This is a genomic window from Phytobacter sp. RSE-02, from assembly GCF_040578655.1.
GTDB classification, from domain to species: Bacteria; Pseudomonadota; Gammaproteobacteria; order Enterobacterales; family Enterobacteriaceae; genus Phytobacter; species Phytobacter diazotrophicus.
Window position 1 is genome coordinate 279,590 of the sequence record NZ_JBEULY010000005.1, and the last position, 21,706, is coordinate 301,295.

At 54.9% G+C, this 21,706-nt stretch carries 22 protein-coding genes; 10 read left to right on the plus strand and 12 right to left on the minus strand.

Features of this window, described 5'->3' with window-relative positions:
- Positions 1-27: 27 nt before the first annotated feature.
- From ABU190_RS13695 to ABU190_RS13705, 3 genes are all read right to left on the minus strand, one after another.
- On the minus strand, positions 28-459 hold the full coding sequence (locus ABU190_RS13695; protein ID WP_354691614.1) for an organic hydroperoxide resistance protein: 432 nt from the start codon (positions 457-459) through the stop codon (positions 28-30).
- Between the two features lie 136 nt (positions 460-595).
- Positions 596-1,798: an MFS transporter gene (locus ABU190_RS13700; RefSeq protein ID WP_039080194.1), complete on the minus strand. Its 1,203-nt coding sequence runs from the start codon at positions 1,796-1,798 to the stop codon at positions 596-598.
- Positions 1,799-2,042: 244 nt separating this feature from the next.
- Positions 2,043-2,732, minus strand: coding sequence for an autotransporter domain-containing protein (locus tag ABU190_RS13705; protein WP_039080193.1), 690 nt, complete (start codon positions 2,730-2,732; stop codon positions 2,043-2,045).
- A gap of 160 nt (positions 2,733-2,892) precedes the next feature.
- Between ABU190_RS13705 and tag the strand changes: the two genes are divergently transcribed.
- Both tag and ABU190_RS13715 read left to right on the plus strand, forming a co-directional pair.
- Positions 2,893-3,474 carry a DNA-3-methyladenine glycosylase I gene (gene tag / locus ABU190_RS13710; RefSeq protein ID WP_110296457.1) on the plus strand — a complete coding sequence of 194 codons (582 nt, stop codon included), beginning with the start codon at positions 2,893-2,895 and terminating at the stop codon, positions 3,472-3,474.
- A complete protein-coding gene (locus tag ABU190_RS13715) occupies positions 3,452-3,898 on the plus strand; it encodes an N-acetyltransferase (protein ID WP_354691615.1) in 447 nt (148 codons plus the stop codon). Before tag ends, ABU190_RS13715 begins: the two co-directional genes overlap by 23 nt.
- On the opposite strand, the gene ABU190_RS13720 is transcribed toward ABU190_RS13715, so the two are convergent.
- Positions 3,861-6,191, minus strand: coding sequence for a molybdopterin guanine dinucleotide-containing S/N-oxide reductase (locus ABU190_RS13720; RefSeq protein WP_354691616.1), 2,331 nt, complete (start codon positions 6,189-6,191; stop codon positions 3,861-3,863). The genes ABU190_RS13715 and ABU190_RS13720 overlap by 38 nt on opposite strands.
- Positions 6,192-6,203: 12 nt before the next feature.
- Between ABU190_RS13720 and ABU190_RS13725 the strand changes: the two genes are divergently transcribed.
- From ABU190_RS13725 to ghrB, 6 genes are all read left to right on the plus strand, one after another.
- Entirely contained in the window at positions 6,204-6,494 is a 291-nt protein-coding gene (locus ABU190_RS13725; protein ID WP_146158920.1) for a hypothetical protein, read from the plus strand.
- Positions 6,406-7,422 carry a substrate-binding domain-containing protein gene (locus tag ABU190_RS13730; RefSeq protein ID WP_108700468.1) on the plus strand — a complete coding sequence of 339 codons (1,017 nt, stop codon included), beginning with the start codon at positions 6,406-6,408 and terminating at the stop codon, positions 7,420-7,422. Before ABU190_RS13725 ends, ABU190_RS13730 begins: the two co-directional genes overlap by 89 nt.
- A 112-nt stretch (positions 7,423-7,534) precedes the next feature.
- A complete protein-coding gene (locus tag ABU190_RS13735) occupies positions 7,535-8,284 on the plus strand; it encodes a xylose isomerase (RefSeq protein WP_079496922.1) in 750 nt (249 codons plus the stop codon).
- Positions 8,285-8,288: 4 nt separating this feature from the next.
- Positions 8,289-9,227, plus strand: a complete 939-nt coding sequence (locus ABU190_RS13740) for a sugar kinase (protein WP_354691617.1) — start codon at positions 8,289-8,291, stop codon at positions 9,225-9,227.
- Between the two features lie 177 nt (positions 9,228-9,404).
- Positions 9,405-10,685 carry an MFS transporter gene (locus ABU190_RS13745; protein WP_296414906.1) on the plus strand — a complete coding sequence of 427 codons (1,281 nt, stop codon included), beginning with the start codon at positions 9,405-9,407 and terminating at the stop codon, positions 10,683-10,685.
- A gap of 20 nt (positions 10,686-10,705) precedes the next feature.
- Positions 10,706-11,680: a glyoxylate/hydroxypyruvate reductase GhrB gene (gene ghrB / locus ABU190_RS13750; protein ID WP_354691618.1), complete on the plus strand. Its 975-nt coding sequence runs from the start codon at positions 10,706-10,708 to the stop codon at positions 11,678-11,680.
- Between the two features lie 65 nt (positions 11,681-11,745).
- On the opposite strand, the gene ABU190_RS13755 is transcribed toward ghrB, so the two are convergent.
- Positions 11,746-12,456, minus strand: a complete 711-nt coding sequence (locus ABU190_RS13755; protein WP_354691619.1) for a DUF3053 domain-containing protein — start codon at positions 12,454-12,456, stop codon at positions 11,746-11,748.
- Positions 12,457-12,833: 377 nt separating this feature from the next.
- Between ABU190_RS13755 and ABU190_RS13760 the strand changes: the two genes are divergently transcribed.
- Positions 12,834-13,127 (plus strand): HTH-type transcriptional regulator, encoded by a 294-nt coding sequence (locus ABU190_RS13760; RefSeq protein ID WP_039080183.1) that lies wholly within the window; start codon positions 12,834-12,836, stop codon positions 13,125-13,127.
- Positions 13,128-13,170: 43 nt separating this feature from the next.
- Here the strand turns inward: ABU190_RS13760 and ABU190_RS13765 are convergent, their stop codons facing one another.
- From ABU190_RS13765 to ABU190_RS13780, 4 genes are all read right to left on the minus strand, one after another.
- Positions 13,171-14,790, minus strand: a complete 1,620-nt coding sequence (locus tag ABU190_RS13765) for an ABC-F family ATP-binding cassette domain-containing protein (protein WP_354691620.1) — start codon at positions 14,788-14,790, stop codon at positions 13,171-13,173.
- A 256-nt stretch (positions 14,791-15,046) separates the two neighbouring features.
- Positions 15,047-17,116, minus strand: a complete 2,070-nt coding sequence (glyS, locus tag ABU190_RS13770; RefSeq protein ID WP_079496919.1) for a glycine--tRNA ligase subunit beta — start codon at positions 17,114-17,116, stop codon at positions 15,047-15,049.
- A gap of 9 nt (positions 17,117-17,125) precedes the next feature.
- Positions 17,126-18,037, minus strand: a complete 912-nt coding sequence (glyQ, locus tag ABU190_RS13775) for a glycine--tRNA ligase subunit alpha (protein ID WP_004126458.1) — start codon at positions 18,035-18,037, stop codon at positions 17,126-17,128.
- A 105-nt stretch (positions 18,038-18,142) separates the two neighbouring features.
- Complete coding sequence (locus tag ABU190_RS13780; protein WP_354691621.1) at positions 18,143-18,448, minus strand: YsaB family lipoprotein; 306 nt, start codon at positions 18,446-18,448, stop codon at positions 18,143-18,145.
- A gap of 175 nt (positions 18,449-18,623) precedes the next feature.
- Between ABU190_RS13780 and ABU190_RS13785 the strand changes: the two genes are divergently transcribed.
- Complete coding sequence (locus ABU190_RS13785; RefSeq protein WP_354691622.1) at positions 18,624-19,619, plus strand: acyltransferase; 996 nt, start codon at positions 18,624-18,626, stop codon at positions 19,617-19,619.
- A gap of 36 nt (positions 19,620-19,655) precedes the next feature.
- Here ABU190_RS13785 and yiaA read toward each other — a convergent pair whose 3' ends face one another.
- From yiaA to ABU190_RS13800, 3 genes are all read right to left on the minus strand, one after another.
- Complete coding sequence (yiaA, locus tag ABU190_RS13790; RefSeq protein WP_354691623.1) at positions 19,656-20,087, minus strand: inner membrane protein YiaA; 432 nt, start codon at positions 20,085-20,087, stop codon at positions 19,656-19,658.
- A gap of 94 nt (positions 20,088-20,181) precedes the next feature.
- Positions 20,182-21,102 carry a helix-turn-helix domain-containing protein gene (locus ABU190_RS13795; RefSeq protein WP_354691624.1) on the minus strand — a complete coding sequence of 307 codons (921 nt, stop codon included), beginning with the start codon at positions 21,100-21,102 and terminating at the stop codon, positions 20,182-20,184.
- Positions 21,099-21,638 (minus strand): isochorismatase family protein, encoded by a 540-nt coding sequence (locus tag ABU190_RS13800; RefSeq protein WP_354691625.1) that lies wholly within the window; start codon positions 21,636-21,638, stop codon positions 21,099-21,101. Before ABU190_RS13800 ends, ABU190_RS13795 begins: the two co-directional genes overlap by 4 nt.
- Between the last annotated feature and the right edge of the window lie 68 nt (positions 21,639-21,706).

Sequence of the window (21,706 nt, forward strand, 5' to 3'; positions counted from 1 at the left end):
ACACACTATCTGACACCTGAATAGTATTCAGGAAGTGATCACGTTCAGCTTAACGTCAATATTGCCGCGGGTCGCATTGGAATAAGGGCACACTATATGGGCTTTTTTCACCAATTCCTGTGCTATCTGATGATCCATTCCCGGCAGGTGAATATCCAGTTGCGCTTCAATACCAAACCCGGTCGGCAAAGGGCCAATGCCCACGGTGCCTTCAATATAAGCCTCTTGCGGTAGGCGCTGTTTTTCTACCGACGCGACATGTTTTAACGCTCCGAGAAAACAGGCCGAATACCCGGCGGCGAAAAGTTGTTCCGGGTTCGTCACCTCCCCACCGGCTCCCCCCATCTCTTTTGGCACGCCCAGTTTCACATCCAGAACGCCATCGGAAGAGATGGCTCTGCCGTCACGGCCTCCGGTGGCTTTCGCCTTCGCCCGATACACCACTTTTTCTAACGACATGTGCAACTCCTTCTGTTGGAAGACCTGCCATTAAGAATAGTCGTTGTCAGGGGAGCCTCAGAAAAGCCCGCACGTAAGGGTAATAAAAAAGCCGCCGACAGTGTATGTCGGCGGCTTTTTGTAAAGCAGAGGGGAATCAGGCATGCGCTGGTTTATACACGCTGCGCTGCGGCTGACGGATGGTCGTGGAAAGTGCCAGGGAGACAATCAGGAGCGCGAAGATGACGCAGAAAGTGACATAGAAACCGCCAAACAGCGAAGCGATAATCGAGCCGCAAATACTGCCGATACCAAAACCTAAGTAAATCACACCGTAGTTTTTCGCGAGGTTGTTCAGACCAAAGAACTCGCTGACCAGCGACGGGAACACGGTAATGGTGCCGCCGAAATTGAAAGCTACGCAGGCAATCGCCGCGAAAAAGGAAACCGCATTCAGTGGCGCAAACAGCAGGGCTGCCATGCCAACCAGTGAAATCACCTGGCCAATGGTAATAACGCGGATGCGAGCGATTTTATCGGACAGAATGCCCAGCACCAGACGACCGGTGAGGTTCGCAATAGAGATCACGGTGACCGCATTGGCGGCCGTTGCCACATCAAGGTGCACCATGCCCTGCGCAATATCTTTCGCTACGCCAATCACATACAGGCCACTCATGCAGGCGGTCAGGAACATTACGGCTAACATCCAGTATTGCGGTTTACGCATGGACTGCGCCAGCGTGAAGTCGTTTTCCACCACACCATTGACCGCACCCACTTTTTGTTGCGGAGCGTCAGTCATCAGCATCGCGCCGCAGACAATCATCACCAGCACCATCGCGCCCCAGATCATGAAGGTCTGTTCCAGGCCAACGGTGGCCAGCAGGTGGCTGTCGATGAATTTAAAACCCAGGCTGCCCAGGCCATAAGCCCCGATGGCGAAGGCGGAAATCAGCCCTTTACGTTCCGGGAACCATTTCACACAGTTGGAAAGGGTGAGCAGGTAACCGGCGCCATCCGCCAGCCCCACAAGCACACCCGCACTTAGCCACAGCATCGTCAGGTTGTTGGAGTGGGCGGTCAAGAAAAAGCCGATACCCAACAGCACGCCAGACGCTATGGTCACCCGTTTTACACCAAAACGTTCCTGCAGTTTCCCGGCGATGGAGGAGGATAACGCCAGCCCCAGACTTAACAAACCAAATGAAAATGCAACCTGGCTTACCGGCTCGCCCAGCTTGTCTGCCAGCGCGCTATTAAACAGGCTCCAGGTATAAACAGATCCCAACGCAAATTGTGTGATGATGGTGCCAGCCAGCGTCAGCCAGCGTGTGCGATTCAAGGATGATGTATTCATGGCAGTTGTCCTGCAGAGAAAATTAAGGGAATTCACTGCGGACAACAATAACGAAGCGCATTTCATGCCAGGGCTAAAAAGGCATGAAATGCAGTAAGCGGGGAATGAAATGCATATATGCAGGAATGAATGACATTTCGAAAAACAGACTCACCTCATTTTCTCAGGTGAGTTAGTACATACTATCGATACAGAGCGCGTGTTTATTGTTTCTTAATTGTGATCACTTTGTATTAAATGATCTTTAAAAACGGGCGCTGACGCCCATGCTGTAGAGATAATTCGGCCCGGTGAGCGAGTTTTCCGACTGCGACATTGAGGCATAAGCGGCGAAATGTTGATTAAGCAGCATATCGGCACCGACAGACACATCCAGCCAGTTGCCGTACTGGTTCGCCGCGGTCAGGCGACTCAGCCCGGATTGTGATTTCCAGACGTTTTCACCGAACTGTTGGTTGTAACTAATTTGCGCCCATGGACGAAAGTCACCAATATGGCTATCCACGCGCCATCCCAGGGAACTGACGGTCGCATGCCAGAGCGGATCGCTGTATTGCGACGTGGTCGCGCTGTCGCCATATTCATTGTACATTGACGTCGTAGAGCCATCGTAATGCCAGACAGCCACCGGCCCGGTCATCACATTGCCTGTGAGTGGAATATTCAGGCCAATACTCATAGTGCTGACGGCATCCATCGGCGTTTTATCTGGCAGATTAAAGGCAACGCCAGGCCCACTCTGCGCCGAGCGAATGCGTTCTTCCAGGATATCGTTATAACGTGGCTGGTGATCGCTATCCCATGTATAGCGTTGCGGCATATTATTTTGCGAATCGATCGCGATATATTCTTGTTGCCAGGCAAATGCAGCATGGCTAAAAAGCAGACAAGCAGGCACTACCGCTATCAAACGGCCACTGTTTTTAATTTTCATCAATGCGACTCCACAAAAGAGCCAAAACGGCGTATTTGTTATCGTTTTTGTTGGGCAAAAGGCGAGGGTAGATATCCCTTACCTAACTATTGTCTTTTTAGCAGTCGCGTCAAGCCTGCAACTTACATAATTTTGATCAACATCAGCAACGGAGAAGGATATGCAGCGTTGTGGTTGGGTGACTCAAGACCCCCTTTATCTTGCTTATCACGATAAAGAATGGGGCGTACCGCAAACAGACGGCAAAAAATTGTTTGAGATGATTTGCCTTGAAGGACAACAGGCAGGTTTATCATGGATTACGGTACTCAAAAAACGCGAAAATTACCGTAATGCCTTTCATCAGTTCGATCCTGAAAAAGTGGCCGCGATGGGGCCAGAGGATGTCGAACGCCTGATGCTGGATGCCGGGATTATTCGCCATCGCGGCAAAATTGAGGCGATTATCGGCAATGCCCGCGCCTTACTTGCCATGGAACAAAATGGCGAGCCTTTCGCCCCGTTTGTCTGGTCGTTTGTTGAAAACGAGCCGCAGGTTACCCGGGCCGCCACACTCGGCGACATTCCCACCTCGACGCCCGCGTCCGACGCTCTGTCAAAGGCGCTAAAAAAACGCGGCTTCAAATTTGTCGGCACCACCATCTGCTACTCCTTTATGCAAGCTTGTGGTCTGGTTAATGACCATATTACGGACTGTTTCTGTCATCCCGGAGGTCGGCATGATCCGAGAGTGGCACAGTAAAGATTTATCTCCTCTGTTGAGCCTGTGGCTTGAAAGCACCACCTATGCGCACCCGTTTATTGCGGCAACCTACTGGCAAGACAGCGAGATGCTGGTGCGCGAAGTGTATCTCCCGTCTGCCCGCACCTGGGTCTGGGAGGAAGAAGGCAAGCTGTACGGCTTTATAAGCGTAATGGACTCGCAGTATATCGGGGCGTTGTTCGTCTGCCCGGAGGCACTGCGCAAAGGGATCGGCACCGCGCTGCTTGATCACGTCAAGCAGCGCTTTAATGCCTTAAGCCTGGAGGTGTACCAGAAAAACGAGCGGGCGGTGAATTTCTATCACGCGCAGGGCTTTCGCATAGAGGACAGCGCCTGGCAGGAAGAGACGCAGCACCCGACCTGGATTATGAACTGGCAGGCGGATCAAACGCCGTCAGCGTAAGCGCCGGACCGCTGTATTTTTCCATCCATACCAGTGCGGTATTCCCCGCACAGCCATTCCCCAGCTTTGAGCTGGGGAGATCTTTTGTCAGCACATTAACCGCGCCGTTTTTACAGATCCCCCCTTCGGCACGCTCAAGATCCGGCCAGGCGCCCTGGTGAATACAGATCACTCCGGGCTTGATCCCTTCGCTGACCACGGCGCCTGCCAGTACCTGTCCGCGTTGGTTCCAGACTCGCACCAGATCGCCATCAGCGATGCCGCGCGCTTTCGCGTCGCTCGGATGCAACGTCACCGGTTCGCGCCCCGCCACCGCATACTGCTCGCGAAGTGATGAATAGTTAAGCTGGCTGTGCAGACGATGCGCCGGGTGAGCAGAAAGAAGCTGCAACTGCTCTGGTCGGGCATTACCGTGCCATTCATCCGGCTCAAGCCACATCGGGTGCGGCGGGCAGTCGGCATAACCAAAACCGGCAATGCGCGCCGAGTAAATTTCGATTTTACCGCTGTCGGTTCTGAGCGGATGCGCCTGCGGGTCACGGCGGAAATCAGCGAAGCGTACAAAGCGAGCATTCTCTTCACTTTCTGGCATTTCAATCAGGGCATTCGCTTCCCAGAACTCGGCAAACGGCGGCAGGGTAACGCCCTGCGGGGCACCACGCTGCGCCGCGATGTTGTAGAAGGTTTCCAGCCATTCGAGGTCGCTTTTACCTTCGGTAAAGCGCTCACGTCCGCCCGCTTCCCAACGCTCGCTAAGATCGGCGAACACCTCGAAATCGTCACGCGCTTCATCGCGCGGGGGCACCACGCGCTTCATCGGCACCAGATGCTGGTTGCTGTAGTCGCCCGTCATGGTCATATCGTTACGTTCAAACGATGTGGTGGCAGGCAGGACAATATCCGCGTGTTTTGCCGCCGCCGTCCAGAAACACTCGGAAATGACGACCAGCTCCGGCTTCTGCCAGGCGCGAATCAGCCGGTTCGTGTCCTGATGGTGGGTAAAGTTGGCGCCACCCGCCCACCAGATAAATTTAATATCCGGGAAGTGCCGGTCCATACCATTGTGCTGGTAGAAGGCTCCCGGTTTTTCCAGCGCTTCAATAATGCGCGCCACGGGGATTTTTTCGACCGCCTCAATGCCGTCTTTAACGCAACCCTGCATGGAGGCCAGTACCGCCGCCCGGCGCGTAGGGTTACCACCGTTGGCAAAATGATACGACAGGCCAAAGCCGCCGCCGGGGATCCCAATCTGGCCCAACATCGCCGCCAGGGTCACCAGCATCCAGTGCTTCTGCTCGCCAAACTGCTGGCGCTGCATTCCCCAGCCGGACATCAACATCGTGGTATTTTCGTGGAAAAGTTTTGCCAGTTCACGAATTTTCGCCGCAGGAATACCGCAAATATCCGCCGCCCACTCTGCCGTTTTCGCCACGCCGTCGCTTTTCCCGGTCAGGTAATCCGCAAAGACGCTATAGCCTTGCGTACAACGCGCCAGGAATGCCTCATCCTGCCAGCCGTTTTCCACCAGCGTATGGGCGATACCGAGCATCAGCGCCACATCGGTCCCCATGTGCGGCGCTAACCACTCCATACTGTCGCCAAAGAAATCGACGGTCTCCGATCGCATCGGATCGATGCAGATCAGCCGTTTGCCGCTTTTGCGTAAGGCATCGAAATAGCCGATACCCTGCTCATCCGAGGCATTCCAGGCAATTTTCAGCGTATTCAGGGGGTTGGCGCTCCACAGCACCACCACATCGCTATGCTCCAGCACCAGCGGCCAGCTAGTTTGCTGCTGATACACCTCGTTGCCGCCGACTACGTACGGCATGATCGCCTGCGCAGCACCGGTGGAGTAGTCCCCCAGATGGCCGGTATAACCACCAGCAAGGCTCATATAACGCTGCAATAGTGTTGCCGCTTTATGCAACACGCCGTTCGAGCGCCAGCCATACGATCCGGCGAAAATGGATGCCGGGCCATGTTCTTCGCGAATGCGTTTGTGCTGTTGATGGATGAGGGCAAGCGCATCATCCCAGGAGACACGGACGAATTCATCCTCGCCGCGAACGCCCTGCGGGCTGTCCGGAGATGCCAGAAAGCCTTTACGAACCATAGGAAAGCGGACACGAGTTTTACTGTGGACCTGGTCGCGCACCACCGTTTGCAGCGAGTTGGGGTGGTTTGTGGGAAGCGCCCCGCGTGATGACAGCACCGTTTCGCCGTCGGTTTCGACCAACATCGGCCCCCAGTGGGCTGCCGTAAGAACTGTTTTAACTGCAGAGTTTGCCAAAGCGCGCTCCTGATGCATGCAGGTGGCGACAGCGTCGTTTCGCTGTCTTATGAAATAATGGATGTCGCGCTCTATCATCCACACGCGCGGCAAATTGGCAAAGAATTAAACGGCATGATGGCCACGCAGAAGGCGATAAGCGGGATGTTCCCCCTTGCCAGTGCGGATTTTCGCGCTATCGTGTGGTCTCACAACTACCGCGAGGGAAGCATTTATGGCGAAAACGACGCGCCCGACCATCAGCGATGTCGCGAAAGCGGCAAAAACGGGCAAAACCAGCATTTCACGCTATCTGAATGGTGAAAAACATCTCCTGTCGGATGCCTTGCTGGCGCGAATTGAACATGCCATTGCCGAACTCGATTATCGCCCCAGCCTGATGGCACGCAACCTCAAGCACGGGCGCACTCGCCTGATTGGTCTCATTATTGCCGATATCACGAACCCCTATTCCGTACATGTGCTGAGTGGGATCGAAGCGGCCTGCCGGGAAAAGGGCTTCACCCCACTGGTCTGTAATACCAACAACGAAGTCGATCAGGAGCTGCACTACCTGGACCTGCTGCGTAGCTATCAGGTGGAAGGCATCGTGGTGAACGCGGTGGGGATGCGCGAAGAGGGGCTAAACCGCCTGCAGCAATCGTCCCTGCCCATGGTATTGATTGACCGTAAGATCCCCGATTTCGCCTGTGACGTCGTGGGGTTAGATAATACCCAGGCTGCCACCACCGCCACGGAACACCTGATTGAACAAGGCTTTGAAGCCTTGCTGTTCCTCAGCGAACCGCTGGGCACGGTGAATACGCGGCGGGAACGCCTGGATGCCTTTCGAACCACGCTCGCCCGTTACCCCGGCGTGGTGGCTGAAAACGCCGAAACGCCGTTACACGAAGCCAGCCAGATCGATAACGCTCTGCGCCAGTTCCACTCCCGCCACCGTGGCATGCGCAAAGCAGTGATCTCTGCCAATGGCGCATTGACGCTGCAAGTTGCCCGCTCGCTGAAACGCATTGGTCTGCACTGGGGTAGCGATATTGGCCTGCTCGGCTTTGATGAGCTGGAATGGGCTGAGCTGGCAGGGGTCGGTATCACTACCCTCAAACAACCGACCTGGCAAATTGGTTATGCCGCGGTAGAACAAGTAGTTGAGCGTATCGAAGGCAACAGCGATACCGTCCGCGAGCGGGTCTTTTCCGGGGAGCTCATCGTGCGCGGTTCAACTGCACGATAATTAACCTTCGTGATGACGATCATAAATTCGATGCACTGTGCTTTTCTTTGGAACCGGTTCCATCTAGCGTTACAGACAAGCAAATTGTCTTTAACTCCTGGGAAGCCGGAAGATGAAAAGAAAAATCATCGTTGTCACCGCCGCCTATGGCAGCGAACAAATTAAGGCGATGGGCGGCCAGCAGGCCGTCCTGCCGCTGATTGCCAACGCAGGTGCAGACGGCGTGGAGATACGCCGCGAACTGTTAAGCGATCAGGAATTGAACAGCCTCTCTACCCTGGCCGCCACCATTGAAGACCACCGTTTACTGGCCTGTTACTCCGCGCCATACGCGCTGTGCCTGCAAGATGGTTCTCTGAACCCGCACTTGCCTGCTCTGCTTGAAGAAGCGCGCACGCTCAAGGCACTGTGGCTCAAGGTCTCCCTTGGCCATTATCAGCGTAAAGATGTGCTGGAAACCTTACGCGGCTGGCTTGCAGAGAGCGGCATGGCGCTGGTGGTCGAAAACGATCAGACCGAATGCGGCCAACTGGCGCCGATGCAGCGTTTTAAAGCTGCCTGCAATGTACTGGCGCTGCCGGTGACGCTCACCTTCGATACCGGCAACTGGGTATGGGTCGGCGAGTCGCCGGAAGCGGCAGCGCATCTTCTGGCCCCCGCAGTGAGCTATATTCATGTGAAGGCTGCCATTCCACACCATGAGAATTATCGCGCCGTCGCACCCGATAAAGCCGATGAACGCTGGCTTGCCCTGTTAAACCAGCTACCGCCCGATGCCCCGCGTGGGATTGAATTTCCACTTGAAGGCGACGACCTGACCGCCGTCACCCGTCACTACGTCGAATTGTTACGTGAGGAGTAACGCCATGCATAACTCGCTTGATGTCATCACGATTGGCGAAGCCATGGCCATGTTTGTCGCCACCGAAACCGGCGATCTTGCCGATGCAGAACATTTTGTGAAGCGCGTTGCGGGCGCGGAGCTGAACGTGGCGACGGGTCTGGCGCGGCTGGGAATGAATGTCTGCTGGATCAGCCGCGTCGGCGATGACAGTTTTGGACGTTTTGTTCTTAACTCGCTGAAAAAAGAGAATATTGACACCCGCGGCGTCACCGTTGATGGACGCTTCGCAACGGGCTATCAGCTAAAATCGAAAGCCGAAAATGGAACCGATCCCATTGTGGAGTATTTCCGTAAAGGATCGGCGGCAAGCCACCTTTCAACGGACGATTTTCACGCCGCAGCCTTCAACGAAGCGCGTCACCTGCATTTGAGTGGCGTGGCGGCAGCGCTCTCTTCGACATCCTATGAACTGCTGGAACATGCGGCGGCGGCCATGAAAGCTCAGGGCAAGACCATCTCTTTCGACCCGAATCTGCGCCCGGTGCTGTGGAAAAGCGAAGCAGAGATGGTAGAGAAACTTAACCGCCTCGCTTTCCAGGCCGACTGGGTGTTACCGGGGCTGAAAGAGGGCGTGATCCTGACCGGACAGCAATCGCCAGAAGGCATCGCTGATTTTTACCTGCAACGCGGCGTTAAAGCCGTGGTGATTAAAACCGGCCCGGATGGCGCCTGGTATAAAACCGCCAGCGGCGAGCAAGGCGCGGTCGCTCCCGTGAAAGTGGATAACGTGGTCGACACCGTCGGTGCCGGGGATGGTTTCGCCGTCGGTGTGATTAGCGCTCTGCTGGAAGGCAGGACGCTGCAACAGGCCGTTCGGCGCGGCAACAAGATTGGCTCGCTTGCCATCCAGGTGCTGGGGGATAGCGAGGGGCTGCCCACACGTGAAGGACTGGGTGAATGATTCCCCTCACCCCTGCCCTCTTCCACAGGGAGAGGGAGAAGAACATCGCAGCGGACTTATCCCCTCTCCCTTGAGGGAGAGGGTTAGGGTGAGGGGGTAAACCCATCACTAAAAGTAACAAAGCCACCCTGGACCCTACAAACAGGCGGCGCAAACCTCAACCATAGAGGCAACATTATGAAAAGCTCGACAAATGCAGCAAAACGCTGGCTTTACATCATGCCGATTGTTTTCATCACTTACAGTCTGGCCTACCTCGACCGGGCGAACTTTAGCTTCGCCTCCGCCGCCGGGATCAACGACGATTTAGGTATTACCAAAGGGGTCTCTTCCCTGCTTGGCGCGCTATTCTTTCTGGGCTATTTCTTCTTCCAGATCCCCGGTGCGATTTATGCGGAACGCCGCAGTGTTCGCAAACTGATTTTTGTCTGCCTGATCCTGTGGGGCGGCTGCGCGTCACTGACCGGGATGGTCACCAATATCCCGATGCTCGCCGCCATTCGTTTTATTCTCGGCGTGGTAGAAGCCGCGGTCATGCCCGCCATGCTGATTTATATCAGCAGTTGGTTTACCAAATCGGAACGGTCACGTGCCAACACCTTTCTCATCCTCGGTAACCCGGTCACCGTGTTGTGGATGTCTGTGGTCTCTGGTTACTTGATTCAGGCGCTCGGCTGGCGCGAGATGTTCATCATTGAAGGGGTTCCTGCCATCATCTGGGCTTTTGCCTGGTGGATGCTGGTCCGCGACAAACCCACTCAGGTTGGCTGGCTGTCAGAGGACGAAAAATCTGCCCTGCAAACACAGTTGGATCAGGAACAGCAAGGCATCAAAGCTGTGCGTAATTACGGCGAAGCCTTCCGCTCCCGTAACGTTATCCTGCTTTGCATGCAATATTTTGCCTGGAGTATTGGCGTTTACGGTTTCGTACTGTGGCTGCCGTCCATCATCCGTAACGGCGGGGCCAATCTCGGTATGGTCGAAGTGGGCTGGCTCTCCTCCGTTCCGTACCTGGCTGCGACCATAGCGATGATTCTGGCCTCCTGGGCATCGGATAAGCTGCAAAACCGTAAGCTGTTCGTCTGGCCACTGTTGCTGATTGGCGGCTTCGCGTTTATTGGCTCCTGGGCAGTTGGGGCAAACCATTTCTGGGTCTCTTACACCCTACTGGTGATCGCCGGTGCTGCCATGTACGCCCCCTACGGCCCGTTCTTTGCGATCATTCCCGAGATGCTGCCGCGTAACGTTGCGGGCGGTGCCATGGCGCTTATCAACAGCATGGGCGCGCTCGGCTCATTCTTCGGTTCCTGGTTCGTTGGCTACCTTAATGGCGCAACGGGCAGCCCGGCCGCCTCGTACATTTTTATGGGGGTGGCACTTTTTGCATCTGTATGGCTTACTTTAATTGTGAAGCCTGCTAACGATAAAACAATTCCAGCGGGCGCTCGTCACGCCTGAATCTTAACGAGGGAGAAGCCATGAAGCCGTCCATCATCCTGTATAAAGCATTGCCTGATGACCTGAAACGCCGTCTGGAAGAACATTTCACCGTCACGCAGGTGGCTAACCTGCGCCCGGAAACGGTGGAGCAACATGCCGACGCGTTCGCCAGTGCCGAAGGCCTGCTGGGTTCCAGTGAAAAGGTGGACGCCGCATTGCTGGCAAAGATGCCGAAACTGCGCGCTGCATCGACCATTTCAGTGGGTTACGACACCTTTGATGTGGACGCGCTGAATGCAAAAAATATTCTGCTGATGCACACCCCGACCGTGCTGACCGAAACTGTGGCCGATACCATCATGGCGCTGGTGCTGAGTTCCGCACGTCGGGTAGTGGAAGTGGCGGAGCGAGTGAAGAAAGGCGAATGGACTAAGGGCATTGGTCCGGACTGGTTTGGCGTTGATGTCCACCACAAAACGCTTGGCATCGTGGGGATGGGGCGCATCGGCCTGGCGCTGGCGCAACGTGCGCACTTTGGTTTCGGTATGCCGATTCTCTATAACGCACGCCGCCAGCATCAGGAAGCGGAAAGCCGTTTCCAGGCCCGCTACTGCGATCTGGATACGCTGCTTAAAGAGTCTGACTATGTGGTTCTCGTCCTGCCGTACACCCAGGAAACACATCATCTGATCAACGCAGAGAAATTCGCCATCATGAAATCATCGGCGATTTTCGTCAACGCGGGTCGCGGTTCGGTTGTCGATGAGAAAGCCCTCATTGAGGCGCTGAAAAAAGGCGAGATTCATGCGGCCGGTCTGGATGTGTTTGAGAAGGAACCTTTACCGGTAGACTCCCCTCTGCTGACGTTACCCAACGTAGTGGCACTGCCGCATATTGGTTCTGCCACTCATGAAACGCGCTACGGTATGGCCGCCTGCGCGGTGGATAACCTCATTGATGCGCTGAATGGCAATGTCGAGAAAAACTGTGTTAACCCGCAGGTTTTAAAATAAGCTTTCTCCGGCGGAAACAAAAAAGAGGCGATTATATCGCCTCTTTTTTATTATGGGTTCCACGCTTACTGCGTCGCATTCACCGTGGCAGTCCAGGCTTGCATAAACGCCTGATGCTGAGCCGCCAGCGGCCCAATCAGTGCATTATACTGGCTGGCCTGCTGTGAGGTCGGGAACTGGATGCCATTGGCAACAAAGCTCACCTGCGTACCCTGCTGAGCAATAAAATCCCCCACCTGCACCAGTTGCTGCGTGAAGATCTGTGCCGCCGGGATAAGAGGTTGCAGAGCGTTAGCCGGAGCGGTTACCACTTTCGAATACACCTGCTCGAAGACCGGTTTCAGGTCATCCGCCTGTTTCAGCCCCGCGTGAGCTGTATCAGCCTGCACTTTCGCATTCTGCAATTGTTGACTCAGCACGCCGAGAGAACCATTGGCCTGACGCAACGGCTCACGCTGAGTCATATAATCCTGTGGTACGCGAATCGCGTTCACGCTGTCCACCACCGGACGCAGACCGGAATCCATCGCCTGGTTCACCTGCTGGGAATAACCATACAGAATGGCGTAATCAGAGACGAACGGGCCAAACTGTTTTTTCTGGTCGGCCGTCAGCGCGGGAAGACGTTCACTGCTACGCATCGCCGTATTTTGCAGGAAATCGATAAATGCCTTGCGCTGATCGCCTTCTTTATCAAAACACCCACTCAGGCCAACTACCATTAACAACGCCGCAAGAGGCGCAAACCAGCGAGAGCAGGACTTACCTGTCGCCATTTTAATACTCCTTTCACCCAAAAATGCGCACAACGAAACACGCGTGCCTGACGGCTTACAAGGATAGTCCAGGTCGGCGTCTCAGGATACCCTTTTCCATGCTTTCTTATTCATGTCGGGACACGCTCAGGTCAGACCTCACGCCGTTTCGTCATGCGATTTTTTGCTAACGATTTACAAAAAAATACGTATTTATTCCTGGGCTTGCGTAATCAAGCAATTAACGTTTAGCGAAACGTTTGAATATGCATTTCAAAAGCATGAAAAGCCCTTTTATCCACGATATATCCTGGTCACGCCCTCCCGCCCGCGTTTTTACCGACTATTCTTACTTGTGCTGTATCACTATCCGCTGTGTGTTTTTAGAGGAGTTCTCAATGGAATATAAAGATCCGATGTTTGAGCTGCTGAGCAGTCTGGAACAGATTGTCTTTAAAAAAGATGTAGCGCAAGCGGTTACCCTGACCCAAAAGCCTAATTCTTTCAATGAGTTTGAACAATTACGACGTGGCACTGGGTTAAAGATCGATGATTTTGCACGCGCAATGGGTGTTAGCGTAGCAATGGTTCAGGAATGGGAATCAAAACGTGTTCGTCCTTCAGCGACCGAAATGAAGCTGATGCGCCTGATCCATTCAAATCCGATGCTCAGTAAACAGTTAATGGAATAAATCTGGCTGTAAAACCCCCGCAATAACGGGGGTCAATACCCTCTTACTTCCTTTCACAGCGCCATCTATCTTCTCGCCACTCAATCTGATGCGTTAAATTTAGCGCGTTCAGAAATACCTCATCATGTGAAACCACCACTATTGCACCCGGAAACGTCGACAATGCCAACTCAATTGCCTGCGTCGAAGTCAAATCAAGATGGTTCGTGGGTTCATCAAGCAAAAGCAGTTGTGTCGCCTCACGACGCCAGAGTACACAGGCCAGCGCCGCTTTCAGGCGTTCTCCACCGCTTAAAGCCGCCAGCGGAAGCGTCACTTTCTCTGCCCCCAGTTGCAGTTGCGCCAGTCGGGTTCGCAGTATGCCTTCGTCGAGTGGCGTCTCACTGGCGTGAAGGTGTGCCAGCACCGGGAGGGAAAGATCCAATTGCGACAGATGCTGGTCGAGGTACGCCGTCGCGACCGATGCCTGACACGTGCCTGATAGCGGCTTTTCTTCTCCGAGCATGACGCGCAACAGGGTCGATTTTCCACAACCGTTTGGCCCGCGCAGCGCTACACGCATCGGCCCGTCCATTCGCCAGCTCAGGGGAGATGAATTGCCATAAGGCAAGATGAGATTGTCCATCACCAGTACCTGTTTCCCCTCAGCCACCTGGCTGCCCGGCAGAGTAAACAAGACTGGCGCATCGTCTTCAACTCGCTCGCGGGCCTGTGCGACTGCGGCATTCAGCACCTCGTTCTGCTCACGGTGTTGCCGACGCAGCGTGCCTGTCCGCTCCTTCGCGGCTCCTTTGTATTTCACCCGCTCGAACGAGGCAATGTTGAGTGTATCGACAGTTCGCAGAGTCTGGGCTGAACGTCGCTGGCTGGCATCATGCTCCTTTTGCTGGCGGTTACGTACCCGACGACGCTCGGTAGCCGCATGCTCAAGCGCCGCGTGGGCTGCCTGCTGCTCGGCGTCGCGTTGACGCTGATAATCAGCATAATGGCCGCCATAGCTGCGTAATCCGGCGGGAGATAATTCAAGGATGCGCGGCATCAAGGCCAGCAGTTCACGATCGTGGCTCGCCACCAGCGTTCCGCCCTGCCGACGGGAAAGCCGCGTATAAAGCCATTCTCGCCCTTGCCTGTCGAGATGGTTGGTCGGTTCATCAAGCAGCAGGTAATCGGCGTCTGCCATCAATGCCGCGCACAGCAGGGCACGAACCCGTTCGCCGCCGCTCAGCGCTGCGGCAGGTCGCTCGGGGGTGAACGGAGGCAGACTGGCATCCATAAAGGCCCCGGTCAGGCGCTCCTCAAGATCCCAAAAGCCTTCCATACGTTCGAGATCTTCTGGCAGGTAATCACCCGATTCGATACGCCGACGTGCAGCAAACACCGCGTCATAACCCAGCAATTCAGCAAGCGTAGTCGACGGGGAAACCGCGTGTTGTTGAGCGACGTAAGCCACAGAACCAAAACGTTCGATATGTCCGGATGCGGGGAGGTCCAGCCCCGCCAGCAGGCGCAATAAGCGCGTTTTACCGCAACCGTTGCGCCCGACCAGGCCACATAACGCGGGTTCGAGCGAAAGAGAAATTGGGCCAAAAAGTGTCACGCCCGTCGCAAACTGACAGGTGACCTGATGCAAAATAAATAAGGGGGATTGGGCGCACTGAGCCATAAGCACTCCTGAGTGAAATCAATACATCCCCTGCTCGCCATAAGCGCGAAGCAAGGATTCGAAGTCAGCAGGTGTGTTTATCCATTTTCAGTGGGCCTCAGTGAGACGAGGGATTCGTCGGGGCAAAGGATAGCCGTATATCGGGCAGGATTTCAAGGTTAAATTTTAGGCTTTTATTCAAGATCGCTTTGAAGAATAAAGATTCAGATAATAAAAAACCCGCCCGCAGGCAGGTTTTTATTTATCGACCACGCAATTACTGCAGCAGGGAAATATCCGCAACCTGCAGGAACAACTCGCGCAGTTTGGACAGCAGCGTCAGACGGTTCAGACGAACGTCTTTATCTTCCGCATTCACCATCACGTTTTCGAAGAACTCATCAACCGGCTCACGCAGGGATGCCAGTTCGACCAGCGCTTCCTGGTAACGGCCTGCGGCAAAGTATGGCTGCAGCTTGTCGCGCAGAACGACCAGATTGCCCGCCAGTTTGATCTCTGCCGCTTCTTTCAGTACGGAAGCATGCACGATGTCGTTCAGCGTCTCGTCTGATTTCGCCAGAATATTAGAGACACGCTTGTTGGCCGCAGCCAGCGCAGAGGCCTCTTCCAGCGTGCGGAAGTGAGATACCGCTTTCATGCGCGCATCGAAATCCGCCGGACGGGTCGGACGACGTGCCAGCACGGCCTGGATGGTGTCGACGGTATAGCCTTCGTCCTGATACCAGGCGCGGAAACGGCCCAGCATAAAGTCGATAACGTCGTCGACCACTTTGGCATTCGTCAGCTTGTCGCCATACAGACGCACCGCTTCTTCGGTCAGCGTTTGCAGATCCAGGTTGAGGTTCTTCTCAACGATGATACGCAGCACGCCCAGCGCGGCACGACGCAGCGCAAACGGGTCTTTGTCCCCTTTCGGGTGCTGACCGATACCAAAGATACCCGCCAGTGTGTCCATCTTATCGGCAATCGCCAGCGCACAGGCAATCGGGTTAGACGGCAGGTCATCGCCCGCAAAGCGCGGCTGATACTGCTCATTCAGCGCAACCGCAACATCTTCCGCTTCGCCGTCATGGCGCGCGTAGTGCATGCCCATCACGCCCTGGGTATCGGTGAACTCAAAGACCATATTGGTCATCAGGTCGCACTTAGACAGCAGGCCCGCCCGGGTCGCGTGATTCACATCAGCGCCAATCTGCTCAGCAATCCAGCCCGCCAGCGCCTGAATACGATCGGTCTTGTCGCGCAGCGTACCCAGTTGTTGCTGGAACAGCACGGTTTGCAGACGCGGCAGATGGTCTTCCAGACGTTTTTTACGGTCGGTATTGAAGAAGAACTCGGCATCCGCCAGACGCGGACGAACCACCTTCTCGTTACCGGAGATGATTTGTACCGGATCTTTGGACTCAATGTTGGCCACAAAGATAAAGTTCGGCAGCAGCTTGCCAGCATTGTCATAAACCGGGAAGTATTTCTGGTCGCCCTTCATGGTGTACACCAGCGCTTCGGCAGGCACCGCGAGGAATTTCTCTTCGAATTTTGCCGTCAGCACCACCGGCCATTCCACCAGCGAGGTCACTTCTTCGAGCAGGCTGTCGCTCAGGTCAGCGTTGCCGCCAATCTTACGCGCCGCTTCTTCTGCGTCTGCTTTAATTTTGGCTTTACGCGCTTCGTAATCAGCCACAACTTTGCCGCGCTCCAGCAGGATTTCAGGATACTGATCGGCATTGTCGATGGTGAACTCCGGCTCGCCCATAAAGCGGTGACCGCGAATCACGCGATCGGACTGGACGCCCAGAATAGTTGCCGGGATGACGTCGTCGCCCAGCAGCAGGGTCACGGTATGAACCGGACGCACGAAGTGGACGTCAGACGCGCCCCAGCGCATCAGTTTCGGAATCGGCAGCTTCGCCAGCGAGGTGGCGATCATGTTCGGCAGCAGCGCCTCGGTGCTCTCGCCTTTCACGTGCGCGCGATACAGCAGCCATTCACCTTTGTCGGTGGTCAGACGTTCGGCCTGGTCAACGGTGATACCGCAGCCACGCGCCCAGCCTTCAGCCGCTTTGCTCGGTTGACCGCTGGCGTCAAACGCCTGAGCAATCGCCGGGCCGCGTTTCTCAACTTCACGGTCAGGCTGAGAAGCCGCCAGATTCGCCACTTTCAGCGCCAGACGGCGCGGTGCAGCAAACCATTCGATTTTACCGTGCGCCAGGCCAGCGTTATCCAGCTCAGCGGTCACGTTCGCAGCAAAAGATTCAGCCAGGCTGCGCAGGGCTTTTGGTGGCAGCTCTTCGGTGCCAATTTCCACCAGGAAAGTTTTCTCAGACATGGCCGCCTCTTATTTATTCTTGTTGCACATCGGGAAGCCAAGGGCTTCACGGGAAGCGTAATAGGCTTCTGCTACCGCTTTGGTCAGCGTGCGAATGCGCAGAATGTAGCGCTGACGCTCGGTGACGGAGATGGCTTTACGCGCATCCAGCAGGTTGAAGCTGTGAGCGGCTTTCAGAATACGTTCGTACGCAGGCAGCGGCAGCGGATTTTCCAGCGCCAGAAGCTGCTGGGCTTCTTTCTCGTACTGCTCGAAGCAGGAGAACAGGAAGTCGACGTCGGCGTATTCGAAGTTGTAGGTGGACTGTTCCACTTCGTTCTGATGGAACACGTCGCCGTAGGTGGTTTTACCCAGCGGGCCATCGCTCCAGACCAGGTCGTAAACGCTGTCTACGCCCTGAATATACATCGCCAGACGTTCTAAGCCGTACGTAATCTCACCGGTAACCGGCTTACATTCCAGACCACCGACCTGCTGGAAGTAAGTGAACTGGGTCACTTCCATACCGTTCAGCCACACTTCCCAACCCAGACCCCAGGCACCCAGCGTCGGGTTTTCCCAGTTGTCTTCCACGAAACGGATGTCGTGGATGGTCGGATCCATACCCAGCTCTTTCAGAGACCCGAGGTACAGCTCCTGGATATTGTCCGGAGACGGTTTAATCACGACCTGGAACTGATAGTAGTGCTGTAAACGGTTCGGGTTTTCGCCATAGCGGCCATCGGTTGGACGACGGGAAGGCTGCACATAGGCAGTCGCCATCGGTTCTGGCCCCAATGCACGCAGGCAGGTCATTGGGTGAGATGTGCCGGCGCCGACTTCCATGTCCAGAGGTTGAACAATGGTGCAGCCCTGACGAGCCCAGTAATCCTGTAAGGTCAGGATCAGGCCCTGGAAGGTCCTGGTATCAAACTTTTGCATATGATTTCGTGCTGGATACGTGTGGATTTAAAGGAAGGGGCCAGTATACCCGCTGACCGGAAGATATACAGTACGAAACGGGTCTGTTTATGGAAAATTGAAGAACTAGCGCATCGAGAGATGCAAAAACTGGCCTTCCGGGTCAAAAGAGCAGACAAAACCCTCCTTCCGGGGGGTAATACCACGCATTTCATAGCTACTCTGAAACTGTTCGAAGCTGGTAACCGCGATGGCTTGCGAATCGGTATTATAGCGATGCGCCGCAGATTGCTTGCAGAGCTGTTCCATTTCGAGGGAGTGCGCCGGGCTCACTTTCGCTTTTTGCGCGCGTTGCGCAGGCGTTTCTGGTGGCGCGCTGCATCCTGCCACCAGCAAGACTAACAAGGCTGACGCCATACTTTTGATCATCATTTTTTTACCGTCAGGCTAAGCTGCTGTTATTTTTAGAAGTCAGGAGTGCTAAGCAGTGAATTTTGCAAAACTGCCGTAACATCACAAGTATGGGCAGGAAAACTCAGAATTATCCAGAAAGAAAGTGCGTTAAATCGTAAGTCAGAGGGTATTTAACGGGAAAATTGAGGAACAGATGTCGTCAAAAATTTACTGGATTGATAATCTGCGAGGGATCGCCTGTTTGATGGTCGTGATGATCCATACCACCGCCTGGTACGTGACTAACGCGGCCAGCGTGAGCACCCTCGACTGGGGTGTCGCCAATCTCCTCAATTCAGCTTCTCGCGTCAGCGTGCCGCTCTTTTTTATGATCTCAGGTTATCTCTTTTTTGGCGAACGCAGCGCCCAGCCGCGCCATTTTTTGCGTATCGGTTTATGCCTGCTGTTCTACAGCACGATCGCCTTTCTCTACATCGTCTTATTTACCTCAATTAACAGTGAGTTATCACTACGAAACCTGTTACAAAAACCGGTGTTTTATCATCTGTGGTTTTTCTTTGCGATTATCGTTATCTATCTCGTCTCGCCGCTTATTCAGGTAAAACAGGTGAGCGGGAAGATGCTGCTGGCGCTGATGGTCGTCATTGGCATTGTTGCCAACCCCAATACGGTGGCGCAAAAAATAGGCCATTTCGAATGGCTGCCCGTCAATCTGTATATCAATGGCGACACGTTCTATTACGTGTTGTACGGCATGCTGGGCCGTGCGTTAGGCATGATGGATACGCAGAAAAAGTCACTCACGGTGCTGAGCGCGACTGTTTTTGTCGTCGTCGCCTTCGCCATTTCTCGCGGCACCCTGCATGAACTGAAATGGCGGGGCAATTTCGCCGACACCTGGTATGTCTATTGTGGCCCGCTGGTGTTTATCTGCGCCATGTCGCTGTTCACCCTCGTCAAAAATACCCTTAGCGCGCGGGCGCTGCCGGGGCTGGCGATCATCTCCCGCCACTCGCTGGGAATCTATGGTTTTCATGCCCTAATCATTCATGCGCTGCGCACCCGTGGCGTTGAAATTCAGGCCTGGCCCGTGCTTGATATCCTGTGGATTTTTACCGTTACGCTGCTCATCAGCCTGGGCTTGTCGATGCTGCTGCAGCGTATTGATACGCGGCGCTATGTGAGCTAAACGAGCAGCCCGGCCAGCAATGCCGGGCGATTGACATTATTCCTGCACCTCAGCGGGTACGACTTCCGGCTCGGTTTGATCCCAGCCATCACGGACATTTTTTTGCACGGCGACAATGCCAAACAGACTAAGAAAGAAGGCCAGTCCGTAAAACCCTTTCTCACTGAGCAGCAGTGTCGCATTCCACAATCCGACAAGCAGCAAGCCGATAGAAAGAATAAACGTTATCAGGCACATAAAGTAATACATCTGCGTGGTGGGAATACCTTCGTAGCGGTCTCTGACCGTTTTTTGATAGGAGGCTGCGGCAAAAAGTCCCAGAAGCAGCACCGCAAAGTAATAACCCCGCTCATTCAGTTGCATCTCGGCATTCCACAGACCTACCAGATAAGATGCGACGCCCCCCATCAGGGCAACCCACGACACGATATTGAACGCGGGAGAAACATGTACTGCGTTTTTTTCCATAAATAACACCCTCCGTTTTTGGTAACCCATAGTAAAGGCACGGAGGCGAAGCGGGAGAGGGAGAGCAGTTTTTCAGAAAACACCAATAGTGACGTTACCCGGCGGCGCGCTGGCGCGCGCGGTGCAACTGGCGGGGTGAGGAAAACCCGGCGGCCATCGCGGCCTGCTCCGTACCCCGTCCCTGTATTAGCCACTGTTCAGCCACCGCCAGACGTAGTTGTTCCAGATAATCACGCACGCTGATGCCCAGGTGTTGCTGAAACAGACGTGTTAAATGCCGTGGACTCACATGCGCCTGCTCAGCAATATCCGCCAGTTGCCAGGGTTTTTGCGGCTCGGCGGTAAGCACATCCTGCGCACGGTGAACCGCCGGATGGAGATGATTGCGATAGCGCAGCCACGGCGAGAGCTGTGGATCATCTCCGGAACGACGGAACCAGACCACCATCTCGCGGGCCACCGCCAGCGCCGTTTCCGGCCCGCACAGCCGGTGAATAATGTGCAGCGTCAGGTCAATACCGGAGGTGATCCCTGCACTGGTCCAGATCCCTCTGTCTTCAATGAAAATCCGGTTCTCTTTGACCAGTGCGGCGGGTGCCGCAGCCTTCAGCCGAGCAATCACATCGTGGTGCGTGGTGCACTGAATCCCCGTCATCAGCCCTGCTTTTGCCGCTAATAGCGAGCCGGAACAGACACACATCAGCAGCACCTTCTGGCTGTGGATCAGCGGTTGCATACGCATCAGCCAGTGGCGGACGGTATCAGCCTGGGGCGTGGCAAAATAGTGTGCGGACTGATGAACGCCGGGCAATACCAGCAGGCTGCCTTCCGGCAGGCTGTCCGGCAGCGGCGCAATATTGCCCATCGTCAGGCCGATAGAGGTCGGCACCTCTGCGTCCGGTCCAATGTAATGCAAGCGAAAGGCCTCACCCGCCAGGGAGAAGGTTTCTGCCGGGCCGGTCATATCCAGCGCCAGCACGCCCGGCAACATCACGAACCAGACATCGGTGGTCATAGGGATCCCAGAGTTTCACTGACAGTTTTCACGGTGGCGAAACGGCCTTCGAGCACCGTTTCCGTACGATGACGCAGCGCGTCGCAGTCCAGCGTAATCCCTTTATGCGTCATCGGGAAGGTTAACGTCGCTTCACTGACAAAGGTCACTCTGTAGCCAAGATCTGACGCCACGCGGGCCGTCGTTTCGCAGCACTGTTCGGTGCGCATCCCGCAAATAATGACATGATTAATATCCTGTTTACGCAGCCAGTGATCCAGCCCGGTATCAGTAAAGGCATTATGCACATGCTTGTAGAAAGTCACCGCAGGCTGATGTTGCAAAAAGGCCATTGGCGCGACATAACCACTTTCCAGCGCGAACGGCCCGCCGTCAGCGACATGAAAAATGTCTACCACCGGCACATCCCGCGCAATACAGCCGGCAATCAGTTTCAACATGGCGTCGCGAAAAGCGGGAAAATTGTCTTCCTGCCAGCTATCGCGATGCAGGAAAGAGTTCTGAGTATCGATATTGATAAGGGCGGTACGTGACATTTTGGGACTCCTTACGCAGTGGGTGTAGGGCTATTCTGGCAAGGAACGGGCAAGGTGCTAAGACCAAA

Excerpts from the sequence above, each read along its gene's own strand:
- glyS (WP_079496919.1), bottom strand. The coding sequence starts at position 17,116 with ATGTCTGAGAAAACTTTCCTGGTGGAAATTGGCACCGAAGAGCTGCCA.
- glyQ (WP_004126458.1), bottom strand. The coding sequence starts at position 18,037 with ATGCAAAAGTTTGATACCAGGACCTTCCAGGGCCTGATCCTGACCTTA.
- ABU190_RS13780 (WP_354691621.1), bottom strand. The coding sequence starts at position 18,448 with ATGATGATCAAAAGTATGGCGTCAGCCTTGTTAGTCTTGCTGGTGGCA.
- ABU190_RS13705 (WP_039080193.1), bottom strand. The coding sequence starts at position 2,732 with ATGAAAATTAAAAACAGTGGCCGTTTGATAGCGGTAGTGCCTGCTTGT.
- ABU190_RS13755 (WP_354691619.1), bottom strand. The coding sequence starts at position 12,456 with ATGGCGACAGGTAAGTCCTGCTCTCGCTGGTTTGCGCCTCTTGCGGCG.
- ABU190_RS13700 (WP_039080194.1), bottom strand. The coding sequence starts at position 1,798 with ATGAATACATCATCCTTGAATCGCACACGCTGGCTGACGCTGGCTGGC.
- ABU190_RS13800 (WP_354691625.1), bottom strand. The coding sequence starts at position 21,638 with ATGTCACGTACCGCCCTTATCAATATCGATACTCAGAACTCTTTCCTG.
- ABU190_RS13760 (WP_039080183.1), top strand. The coding sequence starts at position 12,834 with ATGGAATATAAAGATCCGATGTTTGAGCTGCTGAGCAGTCTGGAACAG.
- ABU190_RS13695 (WP_354691614.1), bottom strand. The coding sequence starts at position 459 with ATGTCGTTAGAAAAAGTGGTGTATCGGGCGAAGGCGAAAGCCACCGGA.
- ABU190_RS13730 (WP_108700468.1), top strand. The coding sequence starts at position 6,406 with ATGGCGAAAACGACGCGCCCGACCATCAGCGATGTCGCGAAAGCGGCA.
- ABU190_RS13785 (WP_354691622.1), top strand. The coding sequence starts at position 18,624 with ATGTCGTCAAAAATTTACTGGATTGATAATCTGCGAGGGATCGCCTGT.
- ABU190_RS13765 (WP_354691620.1), bottom strand. The coding sequence starts at position 14,790 with ATGGCTCAGTGCGCCCAATCCCCCTTATTTATTTTGCATCAGGTCACC.
- ABU190_RS13715 (WP_354691615.1), top strand. The coding sequence starts at position 3,452 with ATGATCCGAGAGTGGCACAGTAAAGATTTATCTCCTCTGTTGAGCCTG.
- ABU190_RS13795 (WP_354691624.1), bottom strand. The coding sequence starts at position 21,102 with ATGACCACCGATGTCTGGTTCGTGATGTTGCCGGGCGTGCTGGCGCTG.
- ABU190_RS13745 (WP_296414906.1), top strand. The coding sequence starts at position 9,405 with ATGAAAAGCTCGACAAATGCAGCAAAACGCTGGCTTTACATCATGCCG.
- yiaA (WP_354691623.1), bottom strand. The coding sequence starts at position 20,087 with ATGGAAAAAAACGCAGTACATGTTTCTCCCGCGTTCAATATCGTGTCG.
- ghrB (WP_354691618.1), top strand. The coding sequence starts at position 10,706 with ATGAAGCCGTCCATCATCCTGTATAAAGCATTGCCTGATGACCTGAAA.
- tag (WP_110296457.1), top strand. The coding sequence starts at position 2,893 with ATGCAGCGTTGTGGTTGGGTGACTCAAGACCCCCTTTATCTTGCTTAT.
- ABU190_RS13735 (WP_079496922.1), top strand. The coding sequence starts at position 7,535 with ATGAAAAGAAAAATCATCGTTGTCACCGCCGCCTATGGCAGCGAACAA.
- ABU190_RS13740 (WP_354691617.1), top strand. The coding sequence starts at position 8,289 with ATGCATAACTCGCTTGATGTCATCACGATTGGCGAAGCCATGGCCATG.
- ABU190_RS13725 (WP_146158920.1), top strand. The coding sequence starts at position 6,204 with ATGCATGCAGGTGGCGACAGCGTCGTTTCGCTGTCTTATGAAATAATG.